The sequence below is a fragment of the Avibacterium endocarditidis genome (genome assembly GCF_965138825.1).
In the GTDB taxonomy this organism is placed as follows: Bacteria; Pseudomonadota; Gammaproteobacteria; order Enterobacterales; family Pasteurellaceae; genus Avibacterium; species Avibacterium endocarditidis.
Window position 1 is genome coordinate 1 of the sequence record NZ_CBCSDH010000024.1, and the last position, 25838, is coordinate 25838.

Here is a 25838-nt window from a genome sequence, read left to right on the forward strand (position 1 = left end):
GTTGTCAGCCTTATTCATTATAGGAGGACTTTTTTATTCTGTTCACCGCTTAAGCTCTTTGATTCCATACGCATAGCGTATGGTTTTTATAGCTAGACTTTGTCTAGCTATAATAAAAAAACCTTGTGGATTTTGCCACAAGGTTTTTTATAACGGATTATTCTAAATTTATTTTTATACGAAACCAGTGTATCTTATTATTTACACTTATGGTTTCATAATAGAAGAAGATGGAAAAATCTCGCGAAAATTCCACCGCACTTTATTCCATCACCAACCCCTCCGCCACTACTTCCGCTTGTTTCAACACAAACTCAATGGCGTCTGTTGCCAAATCAGGTGGGTATTTGTATTTCAGCAAAGCACGGCGGATTAGCACGCGCATTTTGGCTCGCACCGCTTCTTTGTGTTGCCAGTCGATGGTAACGGATTGACGCAGTTGGGCGGTGATTTCTTTGGCAAGGGCGGTGAGGGTAGCATCTTCCATTTTTTCCACCGCACTTTGATTTTGGATTAAGGCATCGTAAAACGCCAGTTCGGTGCTGTTTAGCCCCAAGGTTTCTCCACGCGAGAGGTGTTGCTCGAAGTCTTTCGCCATTGCCACCAATTCTTTGATGATTTCCATCACGCTTAAATTGTGGTTGTGGTATTGGTTCATCGCTTCTTTGAGCCGTTGCTCAAAGGTTTTTTGCGTGCCGAGATTGTTCTGTGCTTTGTTTTTAATGGACGATTTCAGGTAGCCTTCAATGGCTGCCAGCCATAAATCGGGCGTGTCGCTAGCTTCCACTCTGCCCATAAATTCTTCGGAAAGCAGGGAAAGATCGGGGCGTTCTTCTTCCATTAAGTCGAACAAATCCACCACGCCGTCTGAACGCACCGCTTGGTTGAGCAGGGTAACCAGTTTTAATTGTCGCTCTTTGGGTGAGTTGGGGCGGTGCTGTTGCTCAGGCTTCACAATGGTGGCACGCACGGCATCATAAAAGGCGATTTGCTGGCGGTAGGGCTGGATTTCTTCCATTGAGCCACACAGGGAAAAGCCTTTTTTCGCCAGTCGCACCGCTTGCAAAAAGGCATTTTTGCGTGGGGTTTTCTCCCCTTGTGCGGATTTTTGCGGATAAAGTGCGGTGTGATTTTCTGCTGTTTTTTGTCGATCTAAGGCTAAAATATGGTTCGCCGCGTGGCAGATGGCATTGAGTAATTTTTCAGGCTCGCTAATGTGTAATGCCGCTGTTAAATCAAAGGGTTTTCCGTCCACAGGGCTGGCGAATTGCCCGCGAATGATGTCGAGATATTCCAACATTTTTTGGAAAACTTGATGAATATCGGTGGTAACGCTGTCTTTACCGCCTGCGTTGGTGTATTGCTGGGTGGCTTTTTTCAGTTCCTCTGCCAAGCCGATATAATCCACGATCAAGCCGCCATTTTCACGGCTTTTGTTGCGAAAAACGCGGTTCACCCGTGCAATGGCTTGCATCAGGTTATGCCCTTGCATTGGCTTGTCGATATACATTGTATGGCAACAAGGGGCATCAAAGCCCGTGAGCCACATATCTCGCACAATCACCAGTTTGAGCGGATCATCGGGGTCTTTAAAACGTTTTTCTAACTGCTTTTTCTCGGTGAACGGGTAAACGTGGGCTTGCATTTCTTCGGGGTCGCTGGCGTTGCCCGTCATCATCACTTTCACCACGCCTTGATTAATATCATCGCTATGCCAATCGGGGCGTAATTTAATGATTTCATTATATAATTTCACGCAAATACGGCGACTCATCACCACCGCCATCGCCTTGCCGTCTGAAAGTTGATTGCGTGCTTCAAAATGTTGCACCAAGTCTTGGGCGAGGTGGGCGAGGCGTTGTTCTGTTCCTATTAATTGTTCCAGCAAGCGGAAAGAATAGCTCTCTTCGTCTTCCTCTAAAATTTCTTGGGCTTCTTGCACGGCGTGATGAAACTGCTGGCTTTCTTGCAAGGGAATTTGACGTGCTTCGTAAATAATCGGCACGGTTGCGCCGTCTTCCACCGCGTCTTGAATATCGTAAATGGAAATATAACGCCCGAACACCTCTTGCGTGTCCTTGTCTTCAAGGCTCAATGGCGTACCCGTAAAGCCGATAAAACTGGCGTGGGGCAGGGCGGCACGCAGGTATTTGGCATAGCCATCACGATATTGCCCTTGCTGGTTGATTTTTTGCGAAAAGCCATATTGTGAGCGGTGGGCTTCATCGCTGATCACAATAATATTGCGGCGGTCGTTAAGGATAGGGTGTTGCTCCTCGCCCTCACGCAAGCCGAATTTTTGAATGGTGGTGAAAATAATGCCGCCGCTCTCCCGTTTCGCCAGCTCCGCACGCAATTCTTCCCGACCGTTGGCTTGAATCGGCGTTTGGCGGATGATGTCTTGATCTTGACTAAATGTGGCGAACAGCTGACCGTCTAAATCATTGCGATCGGTAACCACCACAATGGTGGGGTTTTGCAATTCAGGCTGGCTGATAAGTTTTCCTGCATAAAACAGCATCGACAGCGATTTGCCCGAACCTTGCGTATGCCAAATCACGCCGATTTTGCGACTATCGCCCAAATAGGCGGCGATAGTGGATTCCACCGCTGCATTCACGCCGTAAAACTGATGATAAGCGGCGATTTTTTTCACCGTTTGACCACGGCTATCGCTTTCAAACACCACAAAATCACGCAGATAATCGAGCAACACCGCAGGCGAAAACAGCCCTTGCAACAGCCCTGTTTGCTCATTTTCAAAAGGAATGCGTTGGCTCTGCTGGCTTTCGTCCACCACTTTCCAAGGCAAAAAGCGTTGAAAATCCGCCGTGAGCGAGCCAAGCCGAGCGGTTGTGCCGTCTGAAATCACCATTAATTGATTGAATACAAATAAATCGCTGATTTCCCGTTTATAGGTTTGCAACTGCTCAAAGGCTTTATCAATGCCAGCATTCACCTTAACAGGATTTTTCAGCTCAAAAATCGCCATCGGTAACCCATTGATAAAACACAAAATATCAGGAATGCGTTTGCCTTTTGTGCCTTGAATTTCCAATTGATTAATGGCATAAAAACTGTTTTGCTCAGGCTGCCTGAAATCCACCAACAACGCCACATCGTGCTTTTCCTGCCCGTTTTCCTGATAACGCACCGCCACCCCTTGCTTGAGCTGACGATAAAACCGCTGATTACGCTCCGCCAGCGGAGCAATATCACTTTTGCACACCTCCGCCGCCACCTCTTCCAACACCGCAGACGGCAAATGGGGATTAATCCGCACTAAGGCTTCCAACAGCAACGGCTTTAACACCACCGCCTGCGTCGTCTCCCGCCAAGGATAAGCCAACCCAGCCAACACCTCCTTGCCATAGGCATACCGCCAGCCCAGCGATTGCAACTGCTCCAGTGCTAAATTTTCAATGGTGGATTCGTTGATGTGCATAGGTGATCCTCTCTGTTTCTGTTACTGCGTAGGGGAGAACCTGTGTGTTCGCCCGTTTTATCAGGTGATATTTTTATTCGCCTTTTTTAGTTGTTGTCGTTTTATCTAATATCCTAGAAAGTAATTCTTCCATTGGAATTTTTTCAGCGGTGGATTTATCTAGTAATAAAGCTGGATTAATCCCCAAACTTTCTACAGCGATTTGTGATACTTTTTCTTTAATTATTTGACCATTGTTAATAACTCCATCTTTATTGTTGTAACTAATCATTACATTTTTATCTAAAAATTCTAGATAATTAAGATAACTTTTTGATACCACTTCTTTATGGCGATAGGTCTGTTCCAGCTTTCTATCATCTCTAATACTACGATTTAAAAATACCAGTGCATAGAACGCAGTAAAAGCAATAAATATTCGGATAAAAATATAAGGTATCCAATTATTCCCTTGAGAAGATGGTAGATGTATCAAAGAACAAATAGCAAATGCAATTAGAAGTATAATAATGATAAAAAAAGCCCAAGTATTATTAGAAATTCTATTGTTAATAGTATCTGCTTGTTTTTGATACTCACTAAATAAGTATGTTTCAGTTGTTTTTCCTAGTAATTCGGCAACTCTTTCATTATAGGATTTTTGAGCTTCTTCAATTGCTTTTTCTCCCATTTCATAAATTTTTTTGTAAGATTCAATATATGAATCTATATTTTCAATTGTATTAAATTTTTCTTTTATATCCTGAAGTAATTTTTTGAATTTTTCCATATCACGAATAACTCTCTGCTCTTCATATAATGAAGATATGGCTTGACCTGAGTTTTCAATTATTTCTTGTACTTCTTTTAAGAGATAGTATATCTCTTTAGTTTTATCGTTTTTTAATAAATTAAAAATTGTTTGATTAAAGAGAGTATTTAGATCTTCTATAATATTTTTAACGTCATCTGGAATATCAAAAGATTGGTAACTTGTAATATTTTTGATAGATAAATTTAGTTTTTTCCAGATTGGTATGCAGGGATCTTGGCTCATAGTTCAATTTCTCCATTAAGTAATTTTGGTAATAACAGATCTCTGGTTTTAGCTAATCTTTCATTATTTTCTAAATTTAAAGCAATTTTAGAAAAACTGTCTTTTACTAGATTTCCAAAAATTTCTGTTAATTCTTTAGGTGGTACAACAATTTGCTTGATTAGAAAGTCAGGGAAATGCCCTTTATATTCAACAAATGTCTGTTTCCCTAATGTTGCTAGATATAGCCAATAAATATTAATACTTTGACCTTTAAATGCAAAGACATTTTGGATCGCACTGAAATCAAAATGTATTAAACGCATATAGCAAGTGTGATTAGCAAAGACAATCACGGGATCTTGAATGCTTGCTTTTACGCCAGCTATATCATTGTGATAACCAATAATGCCCGATTTGCCTTGATCTAAAACAGGAATAAGCCCATCTGAAAAAGTATTTTTTTGACTGTATTTTTTACCTACGGGGATTTTTTTTATTACTTGCTCAATTTTCTTCACCTCCCACCCCTTCGGCACTAATCCCATTTCGCTTTCCACAAACTCGCTGGGGAAGGCTTGGGCGGTTTGTTGCAGTTGGTGATAGGCTTCGGGCGTGGTGTGTTGAAGTGCGGTGATTTCTGCAAGGGTTTTTCCGCTCAGGCTTGCCATTGTGGCAAGTTCGGCTTGCTCTAGGCTTGCTCCTGAGGCTAAGGCGTTGGCTTTGGTGTGTACGGAGGCGAAGTCGATAAACCAATGCTTGAAAATCGCCTGTGCGATTTGCTCTAAGGTTTGGTTGGTTTGGGTGTTGAGTTCTATTTTTTTCTCTAAACTATCTAAAATATTAATAGTCGAGATAAGATGATTTTTATCTATTGGAGTTAGTATTGGTAATTTTCTTAATTCTCCTAAAGATAAGTATTGTTGGGTTGTTCCTTTTAATCTTTCGCGAATTATATTTTTAGCAAAGTTAGATTTTAAATAGAAATATAGCCACTTAGCTTTGTATTTTTCTTTATTTTTTAAGATACCTACATTTTTTACTACAAAGTTAGGTTCTTCTTCTATCAGGCAAACCTCTCCGACTGTTCCTATCATTGAAATAAGAATATCAAATTTATCAACTTTGCTTCGCCGATTTATTTCCTGTGCATCATTCTCAGATATGTAATAAGCTTTAGATAAATCTAATTTACTATTAATGATATTTTTAGATGTAACAAGTAAGATACCATCTTCTGATTTTTTAGGAGAATTATGAGTTCCATCAGTTATTAAATCACAAAAATTTGATGCTTCTATAAATCTATTCATTGCTATTACTCTCCAAAAATCCCCAAACTCTTTCTAATCTCTTCTTCCAATACTCGCCCTTGTGCAAACTGTTCATTTAAAAGTGCGGTCAGTTTTTGCATTTTTTCGGCGAAAGGTACACCGTCGTCTTGTTGTTCTGCTGTGCCGACATAACGCCCTGGTGTGAGGACAAAGTTGTTTTGGCGGATTTCTTCAAGGTTCGCGGTGTAGCAGTAGCCTGCTTGGTTTTGGTAGCCCTGATCCTTTTGCCAAGTGTGGTAGGTGTTGGCGAGGTGGGCGATGTCTTCGGCGGTGAAGTCGCGTAACGTGCGGTCTTTCATATAGCCGATTTCGCGGGCATCAATGAACAACACTTCGCCTTTGCGGGCTTTGGCTTTGTTCAGCAACCAAATGCAGGCGGGGATTTGGGTGTTGGTGAACAGTTGCCCCGGTAAGGCGACCATTGCTTCGACAAGGTCGGCTTCGATGAGTTTTTGGCGGATTTCGCTCTCGCCGCTGGTTTGGCTGCTCATTGAGCCGTTGGCGAGCAGCAATGCCATTCGTCCTTGTGGGCTGAGGTGGTAGAGCATATGTTGTAGCCACGCGAAGTTGGCGTTGCCTTGTGGTGGTGTGCCGTATTGCCAGCGTGGGTCGTTTTGCAGGGCTTCGCTCCACCAGTCGCTCATATTGAAAGGCGGGTTTGCCATCACAAAATCCATTTTTTTGTCGAGGTGTTGTGGGTTGCGGAAGCTGTCGGCGTTGCCTTTGCCGAAGTCAAATTCGATGCCGCGAATCGCCATATTCATTGCGGCGAGTTTCCAGGTGGTGGGGTTGAATTCTTGCCCGTAAATGGAGACGTTGTTGATGTTGCCTTGATGGGCGGCGATGAATTTTTCCGTTTGCACAAAGAAGCCGCCTGAACCCATTGCAGGGTCGTAAATTCGCCCTTGATAGGGTTCGAGCATTTCGACAATGAGGCTAACGATGGATTTTGGGGTGAAATATTGCCCGCCTTTTTTGCCTTCGGCGAGGGCAAATTGTCCGAGAAAGTATTCGTAAACGTGGCCTAAGATGTCTTTCGCTGCCATTGAGATGGGCTGCCCGTTGAGGGTAGGCCGGCTGAAATTTGTATCCGAAAAGAGATTGACTAAGCCGATGAGGGTTTGTTCTTCCACATCAAAGCCTGAGATGCGTTGAATGATGCCTTTGAGTTTGGGGTTTTCTTTTTCGATGGCGGTGAATGCGTCATCAATCAGGCTGGCAACGCTGCGGAATGTGCCGCCCCAAGGCAAGGCTGTGCCTTTGTTGAGTATGGCGGTGTTTTTAATGTTTTCCCAACGGGCTTGCTCTGGCACCCAGAAGATATTTTCAGCGGTGTAGTTATCTTGCAGTTCCATTTCGCTGTGTAGCAAGGCTTGGTAGTCTTCGGGGGAATAGCCGTTGGGGTCAAGATAAAGGGGATTTTCGGGATCTTGCAACTGGGCTTGGAGCTTTTCACGAAAGGCGGTGAAGCTGTCGGAGATGTATTTTAAGAAGATAAAACCGAGAACGATGTGTTTGTAGTTGGCAGCGTCGAGCTGGTTTCTGAGCTTATCCGCCGCTGCCCATAAACGGGCATCTAAATCATTTAAAAACGCTTGCTGTTGTGCGAGGCTGGCACTACAATCCTGCTGGCTGGCTGGCTGGCTGGCTGGCTGGCTGGGGCGATCTTATTGTCCATAGAAAATCCTTGTTTTGCTGATAAATGTAGAGGGAAAATTATAGCACTTCAAAAGGGAATGGAAAGGGGAAGTGCGGTAGTTTGTTTGGGGATTTTTTTGGGATAAGGGGAGAGGTTTTTATTATTGTATGATATTAACGTTAGGCAATCATAAACATCTACAACGGCATTTTTGGGCTATTTGAAAATGCCGTGAGCAGGAGTAGGTTTCGTTTTTTATGGTATAGCTTTTACCAGTTTTGGTTAATTGCGTTGGCGATTTCTTGATCTTTATAGATACTCTGAACCGTTTCGTTTAATGCCTGTCCTAGCACTTTTTGAATATTGGCATTATTGGCACGCAGTGCGCCCTCTTGGCTACGTGTTGAGCCGATATTTTTGTTGAATTGCCCTTTCGCACCCTGTACTTGAACGTTGATTTGTACATTCGCGGTGATTTTGTAGCGTAAATTGCCTTGTTCTACATCGGCATAGAATTTGTTGATATTCACAATCACATTGGTGTTAGATTGAGCTGGCGTTGCAGCAATGCGAAATCCTTTGCCATTTAGATCTTGTTTGATCACTTGATCGAAAATCTGAGCTGGTTTTGGTTCGGCAAAGAGTTTAAAGATTTTTTCGTTATACACATAGCTGGAAACCTCAGGTTGCTGGCGCACATCACGCGTGAGGATATTGAGTATCGCGTGTTGATTTGCCGCATTGAATTGCACGCTTGGGCTAGGTGGCGTAAAAGTGATCGTGTTACTTGGCTGAGATTGGCAGGCGGATAATAATACGGCACTTGAAAATAAGGTGATAAGAGAGAGTTTGGCAAAACGCATAGTCATTTCCTCGCTAACAAAAAAGATACGGCTATTCTTGCAAACTTCAGTATGAATGTATAGTCTTTGCAAAAGCAAATTTTTATTGTGTTAGTTTATAAAAGAAGGAAAGGATAATGGGTGTTCAACAAGTTTTAGAACAAAAAATTTCGCAAAAATTTGCACCGCACTTTTTGCATATTGAAAATGAAAGCCATATGCACAGTTCAGGGCGTGGTGCAGATTCTCATTTTAAAGTGGTGCTAGTGAGTGATGCGTTTAATGGGGTGAGAAAGGTTGCGCGCCATCAAATGCTGTATCAATTATTGGCGGAAGAATTGAAAAATGGCATTCACGCATTGGCGTTACATACTTATACCTTAGATGAATGGCAAGCATTGGAACAGCAATTTCCCAAATCACCAAATTGTTTAGGGATTGGACAATAATTTATACCTAATAAAAGGTAGTGCAATTTCATAATCTTTAGTAAAAATTGATTTTCCACAAAAACAGCGGTCTTTTTTCCTAAAATATTGGAAAAACCGCCCTTCAAAGTAGCACGAAAGTTATTAATTAGTTAAAATAACGAGCTGACTTGTATCAAAATTTTAACGTATATCGCTTATTGCGTTTAGTAAGCGGTATAAAATCTAAACAGAATTTGAGTTTTAAATTTATGTGGTTGGAGTGGACATTGTTGCGATGTTTTTGCATTCATCGTTGATAATTAAGCAAAAATCATTACTCAAGACGAGGTTATCGCATTGAGTTTTCTCTTGCGATAGCTATATTTTTAATCTAACGAAAAGTAGTGCATACAATATGATTACGATTAAAAAAGGCTTGGATCTTCCTATCGCTGGGAAGCCAGAACAAGTAATCCATAACGGCAATGCCGTTACTGAAGTTGCCTTGCTTGGCGAAGAGTATGTGGGAATGCGTCCTTCAATGAAGGTGCGTGAAGGTGATGTAGTGAAAAAAGGTCAGGTGCTTTTTGAAGATAAAAAGAACCCAGGCGTATTATTCACTGCCCCTGCAAGTGGTACTGTAACTGCGATTAATCGCGGTGCTAAGCGTGTGTTGCAATCAGTAGTGATTCAAATCGAAGGTGATGATCAGGTTACCTTTAACAAATATTCCGCCGATGAGCTTAAAAGTTTAACTTCCGAGCAAGTTCGTCAAAACCTACAAGCGTCAGGGCTTTGGACAGCACTTCGTACTCGTCCATTCAGTAAAGTGCCTGCTGTTGATGCTGTGCCATCTTCAATTTTTGTTAATGCAATGGATACCAATCCATTAGCGGCTGATCCTGAAGTGGTGTTAAAAGCCCATTGGGAAGATTTCACCAATGGTTTAACCGTATTAAGCCGTTTACACGAAGGCAAATTGCATTTATGTAAAGCGGGCGATAGCAATATCCCAACGGTGGATTTACCAAATTTAGCCGTACACGATTTTGGCGGCCCACACCCAGCGGGCTTAAGCGGTACGCATATTCACTTTATCGATCCGGTGAGTGCAACGAAAACGGTTTGGTATTTGAATTATCAAGATGTGATCGCATTTGGTCGCTTATTTACCACGGGTGAACTTTATAATGGCCGTGTGATCTCATTGGCTGGCCCACAGGTGAAAAATCCGCGTTTAATTCGCACTCAGCTTGGCGCTAACTTAGCCCAATTAACTAAAGGCGAATTAAAAGAAGGTGAAAACCGTATTATCTCAGGTTCCGTGTTAAGCGGTCATAAAGCGGAAGGTGCGGTAGATTATTTAGGACGTTATGCGTTACAGGTTTCTGTGATTGCAGAAGGTCGTGAGAAAGAGTTCCTAGGTTGGATTATGCCAGGGGCGAACAAATACTCTATCACCCGTACTGTATTAGGTCATTTCGGACACAAATTATTCAATTTTACCACCGCACTTAATGGTGGACACCGTGCAATGGTGCCAATCGGTGCTTATGAGCGTGTGATGCCATTAGATATTATCCCGACATTATTATTGCGTGATTTAAGTGCAGGCGATACGGACAGCGCTCAAGCATTAGGTTGTTTAGAGTTAGACGAAGAAGATTTAGCACTTTGTACGTTCGTTTGCCCAGGTAAAAATGATTACGGTCCAATGCTGCGTGCAGCCTTAGATAAGATCGAGAAGGAAGGTTAAAAATGGGTTTAAAACATCTTTTAGAGAAAATGGAACCTGCTTTTTTACCGGGTGGTAAATATGAGAAGTGGTATGCCCTTTATGAAGCAACGGCAACTTTCTTATACACGTCAGGTACGGTAACGGCGAAAGCTTCTCACGTCCGTGATGCGTTAGATTCTAAACGTATGATGGTATTAGTGTGGTTGGCATTATTCCCAGCAATGTTCTACGGTATGTTTAATGTGGGTGAGCAATCTATTCTTGCATTAAAAGTGGGCGATTTTGCACAGAACTTGGCACAAAATGTGGCGAATGACTGGCATTTTGCTTTAGCCAATGCATTAGGGTTAGTTTCACAAGATGCAGGCGTGCTAGCAAAAATGGCATTAGGTGCGATTTTCTTCCTGCCAATTTATTTAACCGTATTCCTTGTGGGCGGTTTCTGGGAAGTGTTATTTGCCACAGTGCGTAAACACGAAATCAACGAAGGTTTCTTCGTAACCTCTATTTTATTAGCCCTTATCGTTCCGCCAACATTGCCATTATGGCAAGCGGCGTTAGCGACAACGTTTGGGGTTGTTGTGGCCAAAGAAGTGTTTGGTGGTGTAGGTAAAAACTTTATGAACCCAGCATTAGCAGGGCGTGCGTTTTTATTCTTTGCTTATCCAGCACAAATCTCAGGGGATTCTGTATGGATCGCGGCTGATGGTTTCTCTGGCGCAACCGCACTTTCACAATGGGCAACAGGCGGTCAAGGTGCATTAAAACAAGTAACCACAGGTCAGCCAATTCAATGGATGGACGCATTCTTAGGGAATATCCCTGGTTCAATCGGTGAAGTTTCTACCCTTGCATTATTAATTGGTGCGGCGGTGATTGTGTTCGCACGTATTGCTTCTTGGCGTATTATCGCTGGTGTGATGATCGGTATGATTGCCACTTCTACCCTATTCAATGTGATTGGTTCAGACACCAACCCATTATTCTCAATGCCTTGGCATTGGCACTTAGTATTGGGTGGTTTTGCTTTAGGTATGTTATTTATGGCAACTGACCCAGTATCAGCCTCATTTACAAACAAAGGTAAATGGTGGTACGGTGCATTAATTGGTGCAATGGCGGTGATTATTCGTGTGGTTAATCCAGCTTATCCAGAAGGAATGATGTTAGCCATCTTATTAGCTAACTTATTTGCCCCAATTTTTGACTATCTGGTTGTTCAAGCAAATATCAAACGTCGGAGAGCGCGCAATGGCTAAGTTTAATAAAGATAGTGTTGGCGGAACAATCCTTGTTGTTGTTTTAGTCAGCTTAGTTTGCTCAATTATCGTAGCAAGTGCGGCAGTAGGTTTGAAACCGACGCAAAATGAGCAAAAATTATTAGATAAACAGAAAAACATTCTCAGTGTGGCAGGATTATTACCCGCTAAAGCAAAAGGTGCGGAAATTAAAGCCCTTTATGCAGAAAACATTGAGCCGAAAATTGTGGATCTTGCAACGGGTGATTATGTAAGCGACATCAAAAACTTTGATGCGCGTGTTGCGGTAAAAGATCCTGCAGAAAGCGTAGCAATTAAACCTGAAGAAGATAAAGCTGGCATTAAAGTGCGGGCGAAATATGCTGAGGTTTATTTAGTGAAAGATGCGCAAGGCAAAACTTCACAAATCGTGTTACCAATTTATGGTACAGGATTGTGGTCTGTGATGTATGGCTTTGTGTCTGTTGCGCCAGATGCAAATACCATTAAAGGGATTACTTACTATGAACAAGGTGAAACCGCAGGTTTAGGGGGCGAAATCGCCAATCCAAACTGGCAGAAATACTTTGTGGGTAAAAAACTCTTTAATGCTCAAGATCAAGTAGCGATTAAAATTGGCAAAGGTGCTTCAGCAGATAAAGAACACGGTATCGATGGTTTATCTGGTGCAACTTTAACCACAAAAGGGGTACAAGGTTCTTTTGATTACTGGTTTGGTCGCGATGGTTTTGGCCCGTATTTAGACAAACTTAGAGCGGAGGCTAACTAATGGCTAATGCAAATATGAAAAAATTATTGTTATCTCCAATCGTGAACAACAACCCAATTGCATTGCAAATTTTGGGGATCTGTTCAGCACTTGCGGTAACAACAAAATTAGAAACTGCGGTGGTAATGGCAATCGCAGTAAGTTTAGTAACGGCATTTTCAAGTTTCTTTATTTCTTGTATCCGTAACTATATTCCAAATAGTATCCGTATTATCGTGCAAATGGCGATCATTGCATCATTAGTAACCCTTGTGGACCAAGTGTTGCAAGCCTATGCTTATGAGTTATCTAAACAGCTTTCGGTATTCGTTGGCTTAATCATTACCAACTGTATCGTAATGGGGCGCGCAGAAGCATTTGCAATGAAAGAGCCACCATTGGCAAGTTTTGTTGATGGTTTAGGTAACGGTATCGGTTATGGTGTGATCCTAATCATTGTCGCATTTTTACGTGAATTAATTGGTTCGGGTAAAGTATTTGGCATTACCGTGTTACAAACTATCCAAGACGGTGGTTGGTATCAAGCAAATGGTTTAGCCTTACTTGCACCAAGTGCGTTCTTTATCATCGGCTTCTTAATTTGGGGCTTAAGAACTTGGAAACCAGAGCAAGTGGAGAAATAAGATGGAACACTATTTAAGTCTATTTGTTAAGTCCATTTTTATTGAAAATATGGCACTTTCTTTCTTCCTTGGTATGTGTACATTCCTTGCGGTTTCAAAGAAAGTTTCAACAGCCTTTGGTTTAGGGATCGCGGTAATCGTGGTATTAGGTATCGCCGTGCCAGCAAACCAAATTGTTTATACTCACATCTTAAAAGATGGTGCGTTAGTAGAAGGCGTAGATTTAAGTTTCTTACGCTTTATCACCTTCATCGGTGTGATTGCGGCATTAGTACAAATCCTAGAAATGGTTTTGGACAAATTTTTCCCCGCACTTTATAACGCATTAGGGATCTTCTTACCGTTAATCACCGTAAACTGTGCGATTTTCGGTGGGGTATCTTTTATGGTGCAACGTGAATACAACCTTGCTGAATCGGTAGTTTATGGTATCGGTGCAGGAACAGGTTGGATGCTTGCTATCGTGGCACTTGCCGGTTTAACTGAAAAAATGAAATATGCTGATATTCCAGCAGGCTTGCGTGGTTTAGGGATTACCTTTATCACCGTAGGTCTAATGGCGCTTGGCTTTATGTCATTTTCAGGTATTCAGTTATAAGAAGGGGATACTAAATGGAAATTATTTTAGGTATTGCAATGTTCACTGTGGTGGTTTTAGCGTTAGCAGCAATTATCTTGTTTGCTAAATCTAAACTCGTAAACTCAGGGGACATTACTATTGAAATCAATCACGATCCAAGCAAAGCCATTCACTTGCCAGCAGGTGGAAAATTATTAGGCGCATTAGCAAGCAAAGGGATTTTCGTTTCTTCAGCTTGTGGGGGCGGTGGCTCTTGTGGTCAATGTGTGGTGAAAGTAACTGAGGGCGGTGGTGATATTCTACCAACAGAACTTTCTCACATTTCAAAACGTGAAGCGAAAGAAGGTTATCGTCTAGCTTGTCAGGTAAATGTTAAAACCAATATGCAAATTGAATTACCTGAAGAAGTGTTCGGCGTGAAAAAATGGGAATGTACCGTTATTTCTAACGACAATAAAGCAACCTTCATCAAAGAGCTTAAATTACAAATTCCTGAAGGGGAAGAAGTACCATTCCGTGCGGGTGGTTATATCCAAATTGAAGCAGATCCACATACGGTTTATTACAAAGACTTCGATATTCCAAAAGAATATCACGAAGATTGGGATAAATTTGATTTATGGCGTTATGTGTCAAAAGTGGACGAGCCAATTGTGCGTGCTTACTCAATGGCTTCATACCCAGAAGAGAAAGGCATCATTATGCTAAACGTGCGTATTGCTACACCACCACCACGTATGCCTGATGCTCCACCAGGACAAATGTCTTCTTATATTTGGTCATTAAAACCAGGTGATAAAGTAACTATTTCTGGTCCATTCGGTGAATTCTTCGCGAAAGATACTGATGCAGAAATGGTATTTATCGGTGGGGGTGCAGGTATGGCACCAATGCGTTCACATATCTTTGACCAACTAAAACGTTTGAAATCAAAACGTAAAATGTCATTCTGGTACGGGGCGCGTTCAAAACGTGAAATGTTCTATGTAGAAGATTTCGATACCCTACAAGCAGAGAACGATAACTTCAAATGGCACGTGGCACTTTCTGATCCATTGCCAGAAGATAATTGGGACGGCTACACAGGCTTTATTCACAACGTGCTTTATGAAAACTATCTGAAAAATCACGAAGCACCAGAAGACTGTGAATACTATATGTGTGGGCCTCCAGTGATGAACGCAGCGGTAATCAAAATGCTCAAAGACTTAGGTGTTGAAGACGAAAACATTTTATTAGATGACTTTGGCGGTTGATAACGCTGTTAAATAAAGAAAAAGAGCGGTCAGATTTCTGACCGCTTTAGCCATTTTTAGCCACAGAAAAATTAGCGATAGATTTATGTTAAGAAAAGTCAAAACGGTTTACGGCTGGGCCATCGCCTTACTCTTGGTGAGCAGCTTAACCGCCTGCCAAAAAGATCCCGAAATTGTTACCTTAAGCGGTAAAACAATGGGAACCACTTACCACATTAAATACATCACCGCAGAAGCAACCCAATCGGCAGCGGATACCCACGAAGGGGTGGAAAAAATTTTAAAAGACGTGAATGACAAAATGTCCACCTATATTCCCACCTCTGAATTAAGTCGTTTTAACCAAAACCGTGCAGTGGATACCCCGATTGAAATTTCTGCGGATCTAGCCAAAGTGATAGGTGAAGCCATTCGTTTAAATAAGGTTACACAAGGTGCATTAGATGTTACCGTAGGGCCATTGGTGAACCTATGGGGCTTTGGACCAGAAAAACGCGTGGAAAAAGCCCCAACCCAACAACAGCTTGATGAACGCCGTACGTGGGTAGGCATTGAAAAATTAAAACTGAGCGAAAGTGCGGGTAAATTTTACCTAGAAAAAACTGTGCCAGAACTTTATGTGGATTTATCTTCCATCGCCAAAGGCTTTGGTGTCGATCAAGTGGCGGACTATCTTGAAAGTTTGCATATTGGCAACTATATGGTGGAAATTGGCGGCGAAATCCGTGCCAAAGGCAACAACAGCGAAAACAAGCCTTGGCAAATAGCCATTGAAAAACCCACTACGGACGGCTCAAGAAGCGTGGAACAAGTGGTCGGTTTACATAATTTGGCAATGGCAACTTCAGGCGATTATCGCATTTATTTCGAAGAAAATGGTGTGCGTTATTCTCACGAAATTAATCCGCAAACAGGTCGCCCAATTCAACATCATTTGGCGTCAATCACTGTGCTTGATCCCTCATCAATGACGGCAGACGGCTTATCCACAGGCTTGTTTGTACTCGGTGAAGATGAAGCGCTCAAAGTGGCGGAGCAGCAACAATTAGCGGTATATTTAATCATCAAAACAGAAAGTGGTTTTGAGGTAAAAATGTCTTCCGCATTTAAACAATTAATCAATCCATAAAGGTGAAAAAATGGAACTGTTTTTTATTACTTTCGGCTTTTTCCTTGCGGTGATTTTAGCGATGTCCATCGGCTATATCATCAAACGCAAATCCATTGCTGGCAGCTGCGGGGGGATTTCTTCCCTTGGCTTAAAGAAAGTATGCGATTGCGATGAGCCTTGCGATAACTTAAAAGCCAAAGTGGAAAAAGGCGAAGTGGACGCATCAGAATTAGATCGCTTCAACAAAAGCGAAACGAATTTCTACGAAGTAAAATAATTTCCGAATAACCAAAGTGCGGTCAAAAATTTGAAAAAATTATGATGAAATCAAAAACTTATGAACAATATTTCCCTGCATTAAGCGAAAGCCAACGTGCAGAAAACAGCAAAATTAAAGTAATTTGTGGAATGTCTGGTGGCGTGGATTCTTCCGTTTCCGCCTTTATTCTTCAGCAACAAGGCTACCAAGTGGAAGGCTTGTTTATGAAAAACTGGGAAGAAGACGATGACACCGATTACTGCACCGCAGCCGCAGACTTGGCGGACGCACAAGCGGTATGCGACAAGCTCGGCATCAAATTACATAAAATCAATTTTGCCGCTGAATATTGGGACAATGTTTTTGAACATTTTTTAGCGGAATACAAAGCTGGCCGCACGCCAAACCCTGATATTCTGTGCAACAAAGAAATCAAGTTTAAAGCCTTTTTGGAATATGCCGCAGAAGATCTGGGCGCGGATTATATCGCCACAGGGCATTATGTGCGCCGCCGAGATCACAATGGCAAAGCGCAATTATTGCGTGGTTTAGATCCGAACAAAGACCAAAGCTATTTCCTTTACACCTTAAGCGAAAGCCAAGTGGCGCAAAGTCTGTTTCCTGTAGGCGACATTGAAAAACCTGTGGTGCGTGCCATCGCAGAAGATTTAGGCTTGGTTACCGCGAAGAAAAAAGATTCCACCGGCATTTGTTTTATTGGTGAGCGTAAATTCAAAGATTTCTTGGCGCGTTATTTGCCTGCTCAACCAGGGGACATCAAAACCACTGAGGGCGAAGTCATCGGTCGTCATCAAGGCTTAATGTACCACACCCTCGGGCAACGCAAAGGCCTAGGCATTGGTGGCGTGAAAGGCAAAGCGGAAAATGCGTGGTATGTAGTGGAAAAAGATCTTACTAACAATGTGTTAGTGGTTGCTCAGGGCTTGGATAATTCCGCCTTGCTCTCCAGCGGATTAATCGCACAACAGCTGCACTGGGTAGATCGCCAACCCATTCGCGAACCGCTTCGTTGTACGGTGAAAACCCGTTATCGTCAAATAGATATTCCTTGCCAAATCATTCCTCTTAATGATGACAGCATTGAAGTGCGTTTTGATGAACCGCAAATCGCAGTAACCCCAGGGCAATCTGCCGTGTTCTACCAAGGGGAAATTTGCCTTGGCGGCGGCATTATTGAACAATCAATAAAATAAAAACTTCGCGAAATTCCACCGCACTTTATCTTGCCAAGTTGTATGAATAAAGTGCGGGGCAAATTTCTCAATTTTTTCGGCTTAATGAAGAAACGGCTATGTGGCACAGAATTTACACTTGCATAATGTATCTCGTTCAACCGCTGATTTGGCTATTTATTTTGTTGCGTAGCCTAAAAGCGCCAGCTTATCGTCAGCGGATTTTGGAGCGTTATGGCATTTATCGCGCTACACAAACTCCGCCAAAACCGAATGGCGTGTTAATCCACGCGGCGTCCGTTGGGGAAGTGATTGCAGCTACCCCTTTGGTGAAAGCGATTCAACGCCGTTACCCTGAATTATCTATCACACTTACCACCGTTACGCCAACAGGTTCTGAGCGCGTCAAAGCTGCTTTCGGTGATCAAGTCAGCCATTTTTATTTGCCTTACGACTTACCTGGGGCGATTAAACGCTTTGTTCGTTTCATTCAACCGAAAGTCTGTATTGTGATCGAAACCGAGATTTGGCCAAATTTAATTTATCAGCTACACAAACAGCACATTCCGTTTATTATCGCTAACGCCCGTTTATCTGCCCGATCAGCAAAACGTTATGGCTGGTTGGAAAGTTATATCCAAGCCATTTTAAGCAAAATCAGCCTGATTGCGCCGCAGGATAACATCAGTGGACAGCGTTATCTCAAACTGGGTTACGATCCAGAAAAGCTCAAACTCACAGGCAATATTAAATATGATTTAGTGCTAAGTGAGAGCTTACTCACTGAAGCCGAAAAGCTAAAAGCCCAATGGAAACAACAACGCCCAGTGTGGGTCGCCGCCAGCACCCACGAAGGTGAAGAAAGCCTGATTTTAGAAAGCCACCGCTTATTATTACAAGCCTTTCCCGATTTATTGCTGATTCTCGTGCCACGCCACCCAGAACGTTTTAACGAAGTGGCGGAGCAAATTGAAAAACAGCATTTCACCTTTGTGCGCCGCAGTGAAAATCGTGCGCCACAAGCCGATACTCAAGTGGTGCTAGGTGATACAATGGGCGAGCTAATGTTAATGTACGCTTTGGCCGATGTCGCCTTTGTCGGGGGTAGTTTAGTGAAACGAGGCGGACATAATCCCCTTGAACCGATCGCTTTTCAAATTCCTGTGGTGAGTGGTAAATATACCTTCAATTTCCCCGAAGTTTACCGCAATTTAATGGAAGTTCAGGGCTTTGTTGAAGTGAACAATAATGCCGTCGCCATCGCAAGAGTGGTGGAAATTTTGCTAAATTCATCAGCCTTGCGTGAACGCACAGGGAAAGCGGGCTACGGCGTATTATTAGAAAATCGCGGTGCTTTACAACGCTTGCTCGATTTACTTCAACCTTATTTGGACGCCCCGTAAACACAGAATTTTGCCTGAACGCCATAGCAGAATTTAAAGGAGAAAGAATGACAACCGTAATTTACCCCGGCACCTTTGATCCCATCACCAACGGGCATTTAGATATTATCGAACGAAGTGCGGTGCTTTTTTCCAAAGTTTTTGTTGCCATTGCTGCCAGCCCAAGTAAAAAGCCCTTGTTCGATTTAGACACCAGAGTAAAAATTGCACAGCAAGCGGTCGCTCACTTACCCAATGTGGAAGTGTTTGGCTTTGCTGATTTGCTGGCTAAGGTGGTGCAAGAAAAACACATTCACGCGATTATCCGCGGCGTGCGAACCACCACCGATTTTGAATACGAACTGCAACTTGCCAGCCTAAACCGCTTATTAACCAAAAATGAAAATGGGCAAGGCGTGGAAAGTTTATTTTTCCCACCTAGCGAAAAATGGGCCTTTGTTTCTTCCACCATCGTGCGAGAAATTCATCTACACGGCGGTGATGTGAGTGAACTTGTGCCGCAATCCGTGTTGCAAGCAATGAAAGCTCCTATTGAGAAATAACAGGATATAAAAATGGGGCGAACTTTCGCCCCAAGTTTTATCTATGCCTTATTTACCCATACACCTTACAGCAAACTCACCTTAAAGGTGCAATTCCATTGGGTTTCGTTTAAACGATAAGCCTCTTTGAGTGCTGGTCCACAAGAGTTTGAACCAATACCACTCATTTTATAATCCACACACAGCACGCAGTAAGGACTTTCCTGCAAATCATAATGATGTTTTTTGCTTGCCAATTCTTCTTGGCTGTAAGGGGAAAGGTTAAAGCTGAACGGGTGTTGAGCGGTGATATACAAACCACCTTCCGCACCGGTTAATTTAATAAAAGAACAATGATAATGGCTGCCATTTTCCTGCGGTTTTAAATAATCAACGTGATTTTGCTGTGGGGTTGTTTGATAAATCCCAAGCTGAGTGGCGTGGTGTTTATCAATATAGCTTTCGCCCTTGCCATAGGCAAAATAACGGGCTTGCCATTGTTGTTTGGTTAAGTAGAAACGTAGCCCAAAGCGTGGCAAAAAAGGCAAGTGCGGTGCTTTTTTTGCGTGAATTTTGATCTCAAAATAGGCGTGATCAAACAAATGATATTCCACATTAAGATCTAGAATTTTGCTTTGCGAAACCGCTAGCAAAGCGCAGTGAGCTTGTACGACAACACGATCTTTCTGTTGTTCCACTTGCATTGTGTAGGCTCGGCTATAAGCCTGATGATAGCCTGCTGCAAACCAATGTGCTTTGATTAAGCTATCGTTATCCAATGGTGCACGCCAAATATTAAAATCCAGCGGACGCTGAATAATCGGACGTTGTGCAGAAAGTAGTTGTGAGAGAATGCCTTTTTGTTTATCGAAAACGTATTTTGTGTTGCCAAAGGTAATGTGGATTTCTTGTGAGCTGTGCTGGATATGGGCTTGCTCTGGCAGGCGTGGGGGGTAAAAACTAGGCAGCCGTTTGTCGCCAAATAAACAAAGCTGATCCACGCCGAGTAAATGATTTTTTTCCACTAAAGGTGTGGCGTGTTTTGCGCGATATTCTAAATTCAACAGCAATAAACTGCCATTATTTGGTGGCAAGGTGAAAGGTAAAAGTGCGGTGTGTTTTGGCGGAATTTTTGGCGTGGCAATTTGTCCTTGTTGCACGAGAACCGTATTTTCTAATAGTTGATAGTGAATGCTCACGGCATCTTCTGCGTGAGTAAAATCAAGATAATTGGTTAGTTCAATCTGCCCATTGTGGTATTTAGCGCGTAATGGTCGTTGCACATTTTTGAGTTCAAGCAAATTGCTTTGAATACGGCGATCCGCTCGCACTAAACCGTCAGCACAGAAATTGTTATCGTTAGGGAAATCGCCAAAATCGCCGCCGTAGCCCATTTTTTTAGATTGTGGCAAATAAGGGCTGTGATCGCACCATTCCCATACAAAACCACCGCAAGCACCTGCGTGCTGTTCCATCGCTTGGAAATAATCTTCCGCATCACCGCAAGAGTTGCCCATCGCGTGCAGATACTCGCAGAGTAAATAAGGTTTCGTGTTATGTTCAGTGGCGAAATAGGCTTCTATATCTTCTGTGCTGCGATACATTTCGCTGTGTAAATCTAAGTGCGTGGTATCATTTTGGTGATCGGAATGTTGGAAAATCGCATTTTCATAATGCACTAAACGAGTGGGATCAAAAGCCTTTACCCAGCGAGCGGCAAGCTCGAAATTTTCACCGTAGCCACTTTCATTGCCGAGCGACCAAATCAGCACACTAGGGCGATTTTTATCTCGCTGCACATTGGCTTGTACACGATCTAAAATCGCTTGTGTGAAATCTGGGCTACGCGCCATATAACAATAATTATCAATAACTTGCTGGCGAATGGCTGCCTGATCAGACACCGTTTCTACGCCAAGTAAAATGCTTTTTTCGGGGCTTGGCACATAGACGGCATTGGTGCCGTGGCTTTCAATATCTGCCTCGGCGATCAAATAAAAACCGTAGCGATCGCACAATTCAGCAAACCACGGTGCGTTAGGATAATGAGCGGTGCGAATGGCGTTGAAATTGTGTTGCTTCATTAGGCGTAAATCTGCCATTGCCTGCTTTTTACTAATTGTGTAGCCGTTTTGTGGATCGCTGTCGTGGCGGTTTACCCCTTTAAATTTTATGGGCTGTTGGTTGAGCAATAAAACGCCATTTTTTACGTCAATCTGGCGAAAGCCAATTTTTTGGCAAATCACTTCTTCGCCATAGCAAATCAATAAATCGTAACACTGCGGTGTTTCTGCATTCCATAATTGAATGTTTTCTACGCAGAATTGGTGCTGTTCGGTATGGAAAAGTTTTTTTCCTTGTGGATCAAAAAGATGGTAGGTGATTGTTGGGGCATTTTCAGGCTGGCGGAAAAAAATATCCAAATTTACCACCGCACTTTTTAAATCCGCAGAAAAGGTGGTTTTGATGAAAAAATCTTGTAGATAATTTTGCTCACGTTCCAATATATACACATCTCGGAAAATGCCAGACATTCGGAACTTATCTTGATCTTCCAAATAACTGCCATCACACCACTTTAACACTAAGGCGGTAAGGTGATTTTCCCCTTGCTGTAAATAATCGGTGAGATCAAATTCTGCGGTGCAGTGGCTGACTTGGCTATAGCCTATAAACTGTTGATTCACATAAAGAAAAAGGCAGCTGTCCACCCCTTCAAAATTAATCAAGTAGCGTTTGTTGGCGTTGGGTTGAAAATTGAAAGTGCGGTGATAAAGTCCGCAAGGATTTTCCTGTGGAACATAAGGCGGATCAAAAGGAAAAGGATAATTGACATTGGTGTATTGATGTTGATCATAGCCTTGAGTTTGCCAAGTGGAGGGCACGGGAATGTGCTGTTGAAAGTTGAAATGGAGGAAGTTTTCCGGCAAATCCCAATAACTCTTAAAATAATGAAAATCCCAATTTCCATTGAGATCAGTGAAATAGGGAGAAAATTCTCGCGAATTTTGCACCGCACTTTGCATATTAGGGTGTGGAATAAAATAAGCGTGATGAGGCGTGGTGTTTAGGTGTAGCACCTTTGGATCTTGAAAGTAATTAGGTAAAAACATAAGGCAGCCTAAATAAGTTGTGATGCAAAAAATATACGCCAATTCTTAGCGAAAGTGTGGACGAAAGAGAAAATTTGTGAGAACGATCACGGAATGAAATTAATGCTTTAAAATCAAGCCATTACAAGTGGATAAAATCAGAAAAGCAGGGAAAGATCGGCGTAAGTCTACAATAAAAAGGGTTTTTTTGCTATATTAAACCACTTTGATTTTCCATATCGTATTCGTTTACTCCTAAAGGAGTAGGATACAAAAGAAATAAAAAGAGGAGTATATGGTTTTTGATACTTATGAAACATTGGCGTTAGCCTGTTTAGTTTTATTATTGGGGTATTTTTTAGTAAAGCGCGTTCGTTTATTAAATCACTATAATATTCCTGAGCCTGTGGTGGGCGGTTTTGTTGTCGCAATCATTTTGACGGTGGTTCATCAGTTTTGGGGATTAAGTTTCAGCTTTGATACGGATTTACAGCGTACAATGATGCTGACATTCTTTACCTCTATCGGCTTGAGTGCGAATTTTTCTCGTTTAATTAAAGGCGGAATGCCATTGGTGATTTTCCTTTTTGTTGCAGCTGGATTGATTGCGTTACAAAACACCGTGGGCATTTTCAGTGCCATGGCATTAGGGCTAGATCCCGCTTATGGATTGTTGGCAAGTTCCGTTACCCTAACAGGGGGGCACGGCACAGGCGCGGCTTGGGCTGATGCGCTGGCGGCACGTTTTGGTATTCAAAGTGCTACAGAATTAGCGATGGCTTGCGCCACCTTTGGCTTGATTTTTGGTGGTGTTATCGGTGGGCCGGTGGCGAGCTTTTTACTTAAACGCTTACATCGTAAAGAAATTCCAGAAGATGAAAATTTAGATGATGTGGAAGAGGCTTTTGAAAAACCGGTGTATCGCCGTAAAGTAAATACTCGCTCAATTATTGAAACAATCACAATGTTGTCTATTTGTTTATTCATTGGGCAGCAATTAGATTTATTAGCGAAAGGCACGGCATTCCAGCTCCCAACTTTCGTGTGGTGCTTGTTTACTGGGGTGATTGTACGCAACTCTCTATCCCATATCTTTAAATTTAAAGTAGCGGAAGAAGCCATTGATATTTTGGGTAGTGTCGGACTTTCTATTTTCTTGGCGATCGCCTTGATGTCGCTAAAATTGTGGGAATTAGTCGGCTTAGCCTTGCCAATTTTGGTGATTTTGCTCATTCAAGTGGCAGTAATGGCGTTATATGCAATTTTTGTTACTTTCCGTGTGATGGGGAAAGACTATGATGCCGTGGTGTTAAGTGCGGGTCATTGCGGCTTTGGTTTAGGGGCAACGCCAACAGCTGTTGCGAATATGCAAGCCGTAACTTCCCACTATGGGCCTTCCCATAAAGCTTTCTTGATTGTGCCAATGGTTGGTGCATTCTTCATTGATATTCTTAATGCGAGTTTGTTGAAACTCTTCGTGGAAGTAGTGGCGATATTCCATTAAGAAAGGAAAATTAGGTATAAATAAAAAATCGTTGTTGATGAAACTTAACAACGATTTTTTTATCACTATCTTTTCAATTTAACCTTTTCCACCGCGTGATTTGCGCCCTTGGTTAAAATTAAATTGGCGCGCTCACGGGTCGGTAGAATATTTTCTCTCAGGTTTTTGCCATTGATGTCTTCCCAAATTTTGCTCGCTGTGGCAACGGCCTCTTGCTCAGAAAGGCTGGCATAGTGCTTAAAGTAAGAATCAGGATTATTAAAAGCACTTTGGCGAAATTTAAGGAAACGGCGAATGTACCATTCTTTTAATAGACTTTCTTCCGCATCAACATAAATAGAAAAATCGACAAAATCAGAAACAACGACTTGATTTGTATTGCTATTTCCGCGTTGTAGCACATTCAATCCTTCTAAAATAAGAATGTCGGGCTGATCAACATAATCAAACTGATCAGGCACAATATCGTAAGTTAAATGAGAATAAATTGGCGCGCGTACATTGCGTTTGCCTGATTTTATATCAGCCAAAAAATGGATCAGGCGTTGGGTATCATAAGAAACAGGAAAACCTTTCTTTTGCAACAGGTTATCTTTTTTGAGTTTTTCTAAAGGATATAAAAAGCCATCGGTGGTGATGAGATCCACTTTACGCACTTGTGGCCAGTTAGATAAGAGTGATTGCAAAATCCGCGCGGAAGTGCTTTTCCCTACCGCAACACTGCCTGCAATGCTGATAATATAAGGAGTTTTTTGCTTATCCCCACCAAGAAAACGGGTTAAAACGGTCTGACGGCGCAGATTTTCCTCAATATAGTAGTTAATTAAACGCGCCAACGGCAGATAAATGGTACTAACTTCATCTAATGACAGATCTTCGTTAATCCCTAGCAAAGGCTTGAGATCTTGCTCGGTGAGTTTTAATGGAACGGATTTGCGTAATTCTGCCCATTGTTGGCGATCAAAAGAAAGAAAGGGCGTTAATTGCTCATTTAATAAAGTTGAATCAGAAAATGCCACAATGTTGTCTTCATATTTATAGAATGTTGAATAGAAATATACCCTATAAATTTGCTTATGATTAGCGAAATTTAGAATAAATTGGCACTTTTTTTATAAAATTTGTGCGTTTTGAGTGAGAAATAGCCGAACAATAAAAAAAATCTATTTTTTTTCAAAAAAACGCTTGTCAGTGATAAAAATTTCCCTATAATACGCCTCACTTGCTTACGACGCCGACTTAGCTCAGTAGGTAGAGCAACTGACTTGTAATCAGTAGGTCACCAGTTCGATTCCGGTAGTCGGCACCATAACCAATCGTAGTCAAGTTCATTCATTTAGTGCGGAGGGATTCCCGAGCGGCCAAAGGGAGCAGACTGTAAATCTGCCGGCTCAGCCTTCGAAGGTTCGAATCCTTCTCCCTCCACCATTTTTTAGATGAATTCTGATGGGACAGATGAATTTAGGACTGCGGGCATCGTATAATGGCTATTACCTCAGCCTTCCAAGCTGATGATGCGGGTTCGATTCCCGCTGCCCGCTCCAAAGCGCTGATATAGCTCAGTTGGTAGAGCGCACCCTTGGTAAGGGTGAGGTCGGCGGTTCAAATCCGCCTATCAGCACCAGCCTTAACTTCACCTTTCTCTTATTAATAGTTTAAACTTAATTCAATTGGTTAATGTGGTATTTTGAACCATCGATAACCGTGTTTATCTAGAGGGACTCTTAATGTCTAAAGAAAAATTTGAACGTACAAAACCGCACGTAAACGTGGGTACAATCGGCCACGTTGACCATGGTAAAACAACTTTAACAGCAGCAATCACCACAGTATTAGCAAAACACT

Annotated in this window: 20 protein-coding genes, 4 tRNA genes and 1 pseudogene; 18 read left to right on the forward strand and 7 right to left on the reverse strand. The window is 42.3% G+C overall.

The features are described from left to right. Positions 1–262 precede the first annotated feature (262 nt). The 5 genes and pseudogenes from ACNAV8_RS10810 to ACNAV8_RS10830 all read right to left on the reverse strand — a co-directional run bounded on the left by ACNAV8_RS10810 (position 263) and on the right by ACNAV8_RS10830 (position 8302). Positions 263–3445: a type I restriction endonuclease subunit R gene (locus ACNAV8_RS10810; RefSeq protein ID WP_415777714.1), complete on the reverse strand. Its 3183-nt coding sequence runs from the start codon at positions 3443–3445 to the stop codon at positions 263–265. Positions 3446–3518: 73 nt separating this feature from the next. After that, complete coding sequence (locus tag ACNAV8_RS10815) at positions 3519–4481, reverse strand: hypothetical protein (protein ID WP_410677645.1); 963 nt, start codon at positions 4479–4481, stop codon at positions 3519–3521. Beyond that, positions 4478–5773, reverse strand: a complete 1296-nt coding sequence (locus ACNAV8_RS10820; RefSeq protein ID WP_410677644.1) for a restriction endonuclease subunit S — start codon at positions 5771–5773, stop codon at positions 4478–4480. Before ACNAV8_RS10820 ends, ACNAV8_RS10815 begins: the two co-directional genes overlap by 4 nt. Before the next feature lie 5 nt (positions 5774–5778). Beyond that, a pseudogene (locus ACNAV8_RS10825) lies at positions 5779–7401 on the reverse strand (class I SAM-dependent DNA methyltransferase); the annotation flags it as partial. A gap of 301 nt (positions 7402–7702) precedes the next feature. Beyond that, on the reverse strand, positions 7703–8302 hold the full coding sequence (locus ACNAV8_RS10830) for a YajG family lipoprotein (RefSeq protein WP_415777715.1): 600 nt from the start codon (positions 8300–8302) through the stop codon (positions 7703–7705). 110 nt (positions 8303–8412) lie between these two features. On the opposite strand from ACNAV8_RS10830, the gene ACNAV8_RS10835 reads away from it, so the two are divergent. From ACNAV8_RS10835 to coaD, 12 genes are all read left to right on the forward strand, one after another. Beyond that, positions 8413–8724: a BolA family protein gene (locus ACNAV8_RS10835; RefSeq protein WP_410682925.1), complete on the forward strand. Its 312-nt coding sequence runs from the start codon at positions 8413–8415 to the stop codon at positions 8722–8724. Between the two features lie 376 nt (positions 8725–9100). Next, the gene (locus ACNAV8_RS10840; RefSeq protein WP_103854861.1) at positions 9101–10441 is read left to right on the forward strand and encodes a Na(+)-translocating NADH-quinone reductase subunit A; all 1341 of its coding nucleotides are present in this window, start codon (positions 9101–9103) and stop codon (positions 10439–10441) included. Between the two features lie 2 nt (positions 10442–10443). Next, positions 10444–11682: an NADH:ubiquinone reductase (Na(+)-transporting) subunit B gene (locus ACNAV8_RS10845; RefSeq protein ID WP_103854860.1), complete on the forward strand. Its 1239-nt coding sequence runs from the start codon at positions 10444–10446 to the stop codon at positions 11680–11682. After that, complete coding sequence (locus tag ACNAV8_RS10850; protein WP_103854398.1) at positions 11675–12451, forward strand: Na(+)-translocating NADH-quinone reductase subunit C; 777 nt, start codon at positions 11675–11677, stop codon at positions 12449–12451. Before ACNAV8_RS10845 ends, ACNAV8_RS10850 begins: the two co-directional genes overlap by 8 nt. Beyond that, the gene (locus ACNAV8_RS10855) at positions 12451–13074 is read left to right on the forward strand and encodes an NADH:ubiquinone reductase (Na(+)-transporting) subunit D (RefSeq protein WP_103854399.1); all 624 of its coding nucleotides are present in this window, start codon (positions 12451–12453) and stop codon (positions 13072–13074) included. Before ACNAV8_RS10850 ends, ACNAV8_RS10855 begins: the two co-directional genes overlap by 1 nt. 1 nt (position 13075) lies before the next feature. After that, positions 13076–13672: an NADH:ubiquinone reductase (Na(+)-transporting) subunit E gene (nqrE, locus tag ACNAV8_RS10860; protein WP_013745915.1), complete on the forward strand. Its 597-nt coding sequence runs from the start codon at positions 13076–13078 to the stop codon at positions 13670–13672. A 14-nt stretch (positions 13673–13686) separates the two neighbouring features. Beyond that, on the forward strand, positions 13687–14910 hold the full coding sequence (gene nqrF, locus ACNAV8_RS10865; protein ID WP_103854400.1) for an NADH:ubiquinone reductase (Na(+)-transporting) subunit F: 1224 nt from the start codon (positions 13687–13689) through the stop codon (positions 14908–14910). A gap of 85 nt (positions 14911–14995) precedes the next feature. Continuing rightward, a complete protein-coding gene (locus ACNAV8_RS10870; protein ID WP_103854859.1) occupies positions 14996–16039 on the forward strand; it encodes an FAD:protein FMN transferase in 1044 nt (347 codons plus the stop codon). A 10-nt stretch (positions 16040–16049) separates the two neighbouring features. Next, positions 16050–16298, forward strand: a complete 249-nt coding sequence (gene nqrM / locus ACNAV8_RS10875) for a (Na+)-NQR maturation NqrM (protein WP_103854402.1) — start codon at positions 16050–16052, stop codon at positions 16296–16298. A 44-nt stretch (positions 16299–16342) separates the two neighbouring features. Then, a complete protein-coding gene (mnmA, locus tag ACNAV8_RS10880; RefSeq protein WP_103854867.1) occupies positions 16343–17494 on the forward strand; it encodes a tRNA 2-thiouridine(34) synthase MnmA in 1152 nt (383 codons plus the stop codon). A gap of 98 nt (positions 17495–17592) precedes the next feature. After that, positions 17593–18876: a lipid IV(A) 3-deoxy-D-manno-octulosonic acid transferase gene (waaA, locus tag ACNAV8_RS10885; protein WP_103854858.1), complete on the forward strand. Its 1284-nt coding sequence runs from the start codon at positions 17593–17595 to the stop codon at positions 18874–18876. 47 nt (positions 18877–18923) lie between these two features. Further along, on the forward strand, positions 18924–19418 hold the full coding sequence (gene coaD / locus ACNAV8_RS10890; RefSeq protein ID WP_415777716.1) for a pantetheine-phosphate adenylyltransferase: 495 nt from the start codon (positions 18924–18926) through the stop codon (positions 19416–19418). A gap of 65 nt (positions 19419–19483) precedes the next feature. Here the strand turns inward: coaD and ACNAV8_RS10895 are convergent, their stop codons facing one another. After that, on the reverse strand, positions 19484–22510 hold the full coding sequence (locus ACNAV8_RS10895) for a glycoside hydrolase family 2 TIM barrel-domain containing protein (RefSeq protein WP_103854856.1): 3027 nt from the start codon (positions 22508–22510) through the stop codon (positions 19484–19486). Positions 22511–22784: 274 nt separating this feature from the next. Here ACNAV8_RS10895 and gltS point away from each other — a divergent pair, with 274 nt between their 5' ends. Further along, entirely contained in the window at positions 22785–23993 is a 1209-nt protein-coding gene (gltS, locus tag ACNAV8_RS10900; protein ID WP_103854405.1) for a sodium/glutamate symporter, read from the forward strand. 65 nt (positions 23994–24058) lie between these two features. Here the strand turns inward: gltS and coaA are convergent, their stop codons facing one another. After that, positions 24059–25012, reverse strand: coding sequence for a type I pantothenate kinase (gene coaA / locus ACNAV8_RS10905; protein WP_415777717.1), 954 nt, complete (start codon positions 25010–25012; stop codon positions 24059–24061). A gap of 214 nt (positions 25013–25226) precedes the next feature. Here coaA and ACNAV8_RS10910 point away from each other — a divergent pair. From ACNAV8_RS10910 to ACNAV8_RS10930, 5 genes are all read left to right on the forward strand, one after another. Then, a tRNA-Thr gene (locus ACNAV8_RS10910) sits at positions 25227–25302 on the forward strand. A gap of 34 nt (positions 25303–25336) precedes the next feature. After that, a tRNA-Tyr gene (locus ACNAV8_RS10915) sits at positions 25337–25421 on the forward strand. Positions 25422–25462: 41 nt separating this feature from the next. Then, positions 25463–25537: transfer RNA gene (locus ACNAV8_RS10920), tRNA-Gly, on the forward strand. 4 nt (positions 25538–25541) lie between these two features. Beyond that, a tRNA-Thr gene (locus ACNAV8_RS10925) sits at positions 25542–25617 on the forward strand. A gap of 103 nt (positions 25618–25720) precedes the next feature. After that, positions 25721–25838 (forward strand): GTP-binding protein (locus ACNAV8_RS10930; protein ID WP_039090546.1); only part of this gene is annotated, 118 nt, incomplete at its 3' end.

Bases quoted from the DNA above. Each gene is read 5' to 3' on its own strand.
- ACNAV8_RS10830 (WP_415777715.1), bottom strand. From the start codon at position 8,302: ATGACTATGCGTTTTGCCAAACTCTCTCTTATCACCTTATTTTCAAGT.
- ACNAV8_RS10895 (WP_103854856.1), bottom strand. From the start codon at position 22,510: ATGTTTTTACCTAATTACTTTCAAGATCCAAAGGTGCTACACCTAAAC.
- ACNAV8_RS10840 (WP_103854861.1), top strand. From the start codon at position 9,101: ATGATTACGATTAAAAAAGGCTTGGATCTTCCTATCGCTGGGAAGCCA.
- ACNAV8_RS10810 (WP_415777714.1), bottom strand. From the start codon at position 3,445: ATGCACATCAACGAATCCACCATTGAAAATTTAGCACTGGAGCAGTTG.
- ACNAV8_RS10835 (WP_410682925.1), top strand. From the start codon at position 8,413: ATGGGTGTTCAACAAGTTTTAGAACAAAAAATTTCGCAAAAATTTGCA.
- nqrM (WP_103854402.1), top strand. From the start codon at position 16,050: ATGGAACTGTTTTTTATTACTTTCGGCTTTTTCCTTGCGGTGATTTTA.
- waaA (WP_103854858.1), top strand. From the start codon at position 17,593: ATGTGGCACAGAATTTACACTTGCATAATGTATCTCGTTCAACCGCTG.
- gltS (WP_103854405.1), top strand. From the start codon at position 22,785: ATGGTTTTTGATACTTATGAAACATTGGCGTTAGCCTGTTTAGTTTTA.
- ACNAV8_RS10870 (WP_103854859.1), top strand. From the start codon at position 14,996: ATGTTAAGAAAAGTCAAAACGGTTTACGGCTGGGCCATCGCCTTACTC.
- ACNAV8_RS10820 (WP_410677644.1), bottom strand. From the start codon at position 5,773: ATGAATAGATTTATAGAAGCATCAAATTTTTGTGATTTAATAACTGAT.
- ACNAV8_RS10815 (WP_410677645.1), bottom strand. From the start codon at position 4,481: ATGAGCCAAGATCCCTGCATACCAATCTGGAAAAAACTAAATTTATCT.
- mnmA (WP_103854867.1), top strand. From the start codon at position 16,343: ATGAAATCAAAAACTTATGAACAATATTTCCCTGCATTAAGCGAAAGC.
- coaD (WP_415777716.1), top strand. From the start codon at position 18,924: ATGACAACCGTAATTTACCCCGGCACCTTTGATCCCATCACCAACGGG.
- ACNAV8_RS10855 (WP_103854399.1), top strand. From the start codon at position 12,451: ATGGCTAATGCAAATATGAAAAAATTATTGTTATCTCCAATCGTGAAC.
- nqrE (WP_013745915.1), top strand. From the start codon at position 13,076: ATGGAACACTATTTAAGTCTATTTGTTAAGTCCATTTTTATTGAAAAT.
- ACNAV8_RS10850 (WP_103854398.1), top strand. From the start codon at position 11,675: ATGGCTAAGTTTAATAAAGATAGTGTTGGCGGAACAATCCTTGTTGTT.
- nqrF (WP_103854400.1), top strand. From the start codon at position 13,687: ATGGAAATTATTTTAGGTATTGCAATGTTCACTGTGGTGGTTTTAGCG.
- ACNAV8_RS10845 (WP_103854860.1), top strand. From the start codon at position 10,444: ATGGGTTTAAAACATCTTTTAGAGAAAATGGAACCTGCTTTTTTACCG.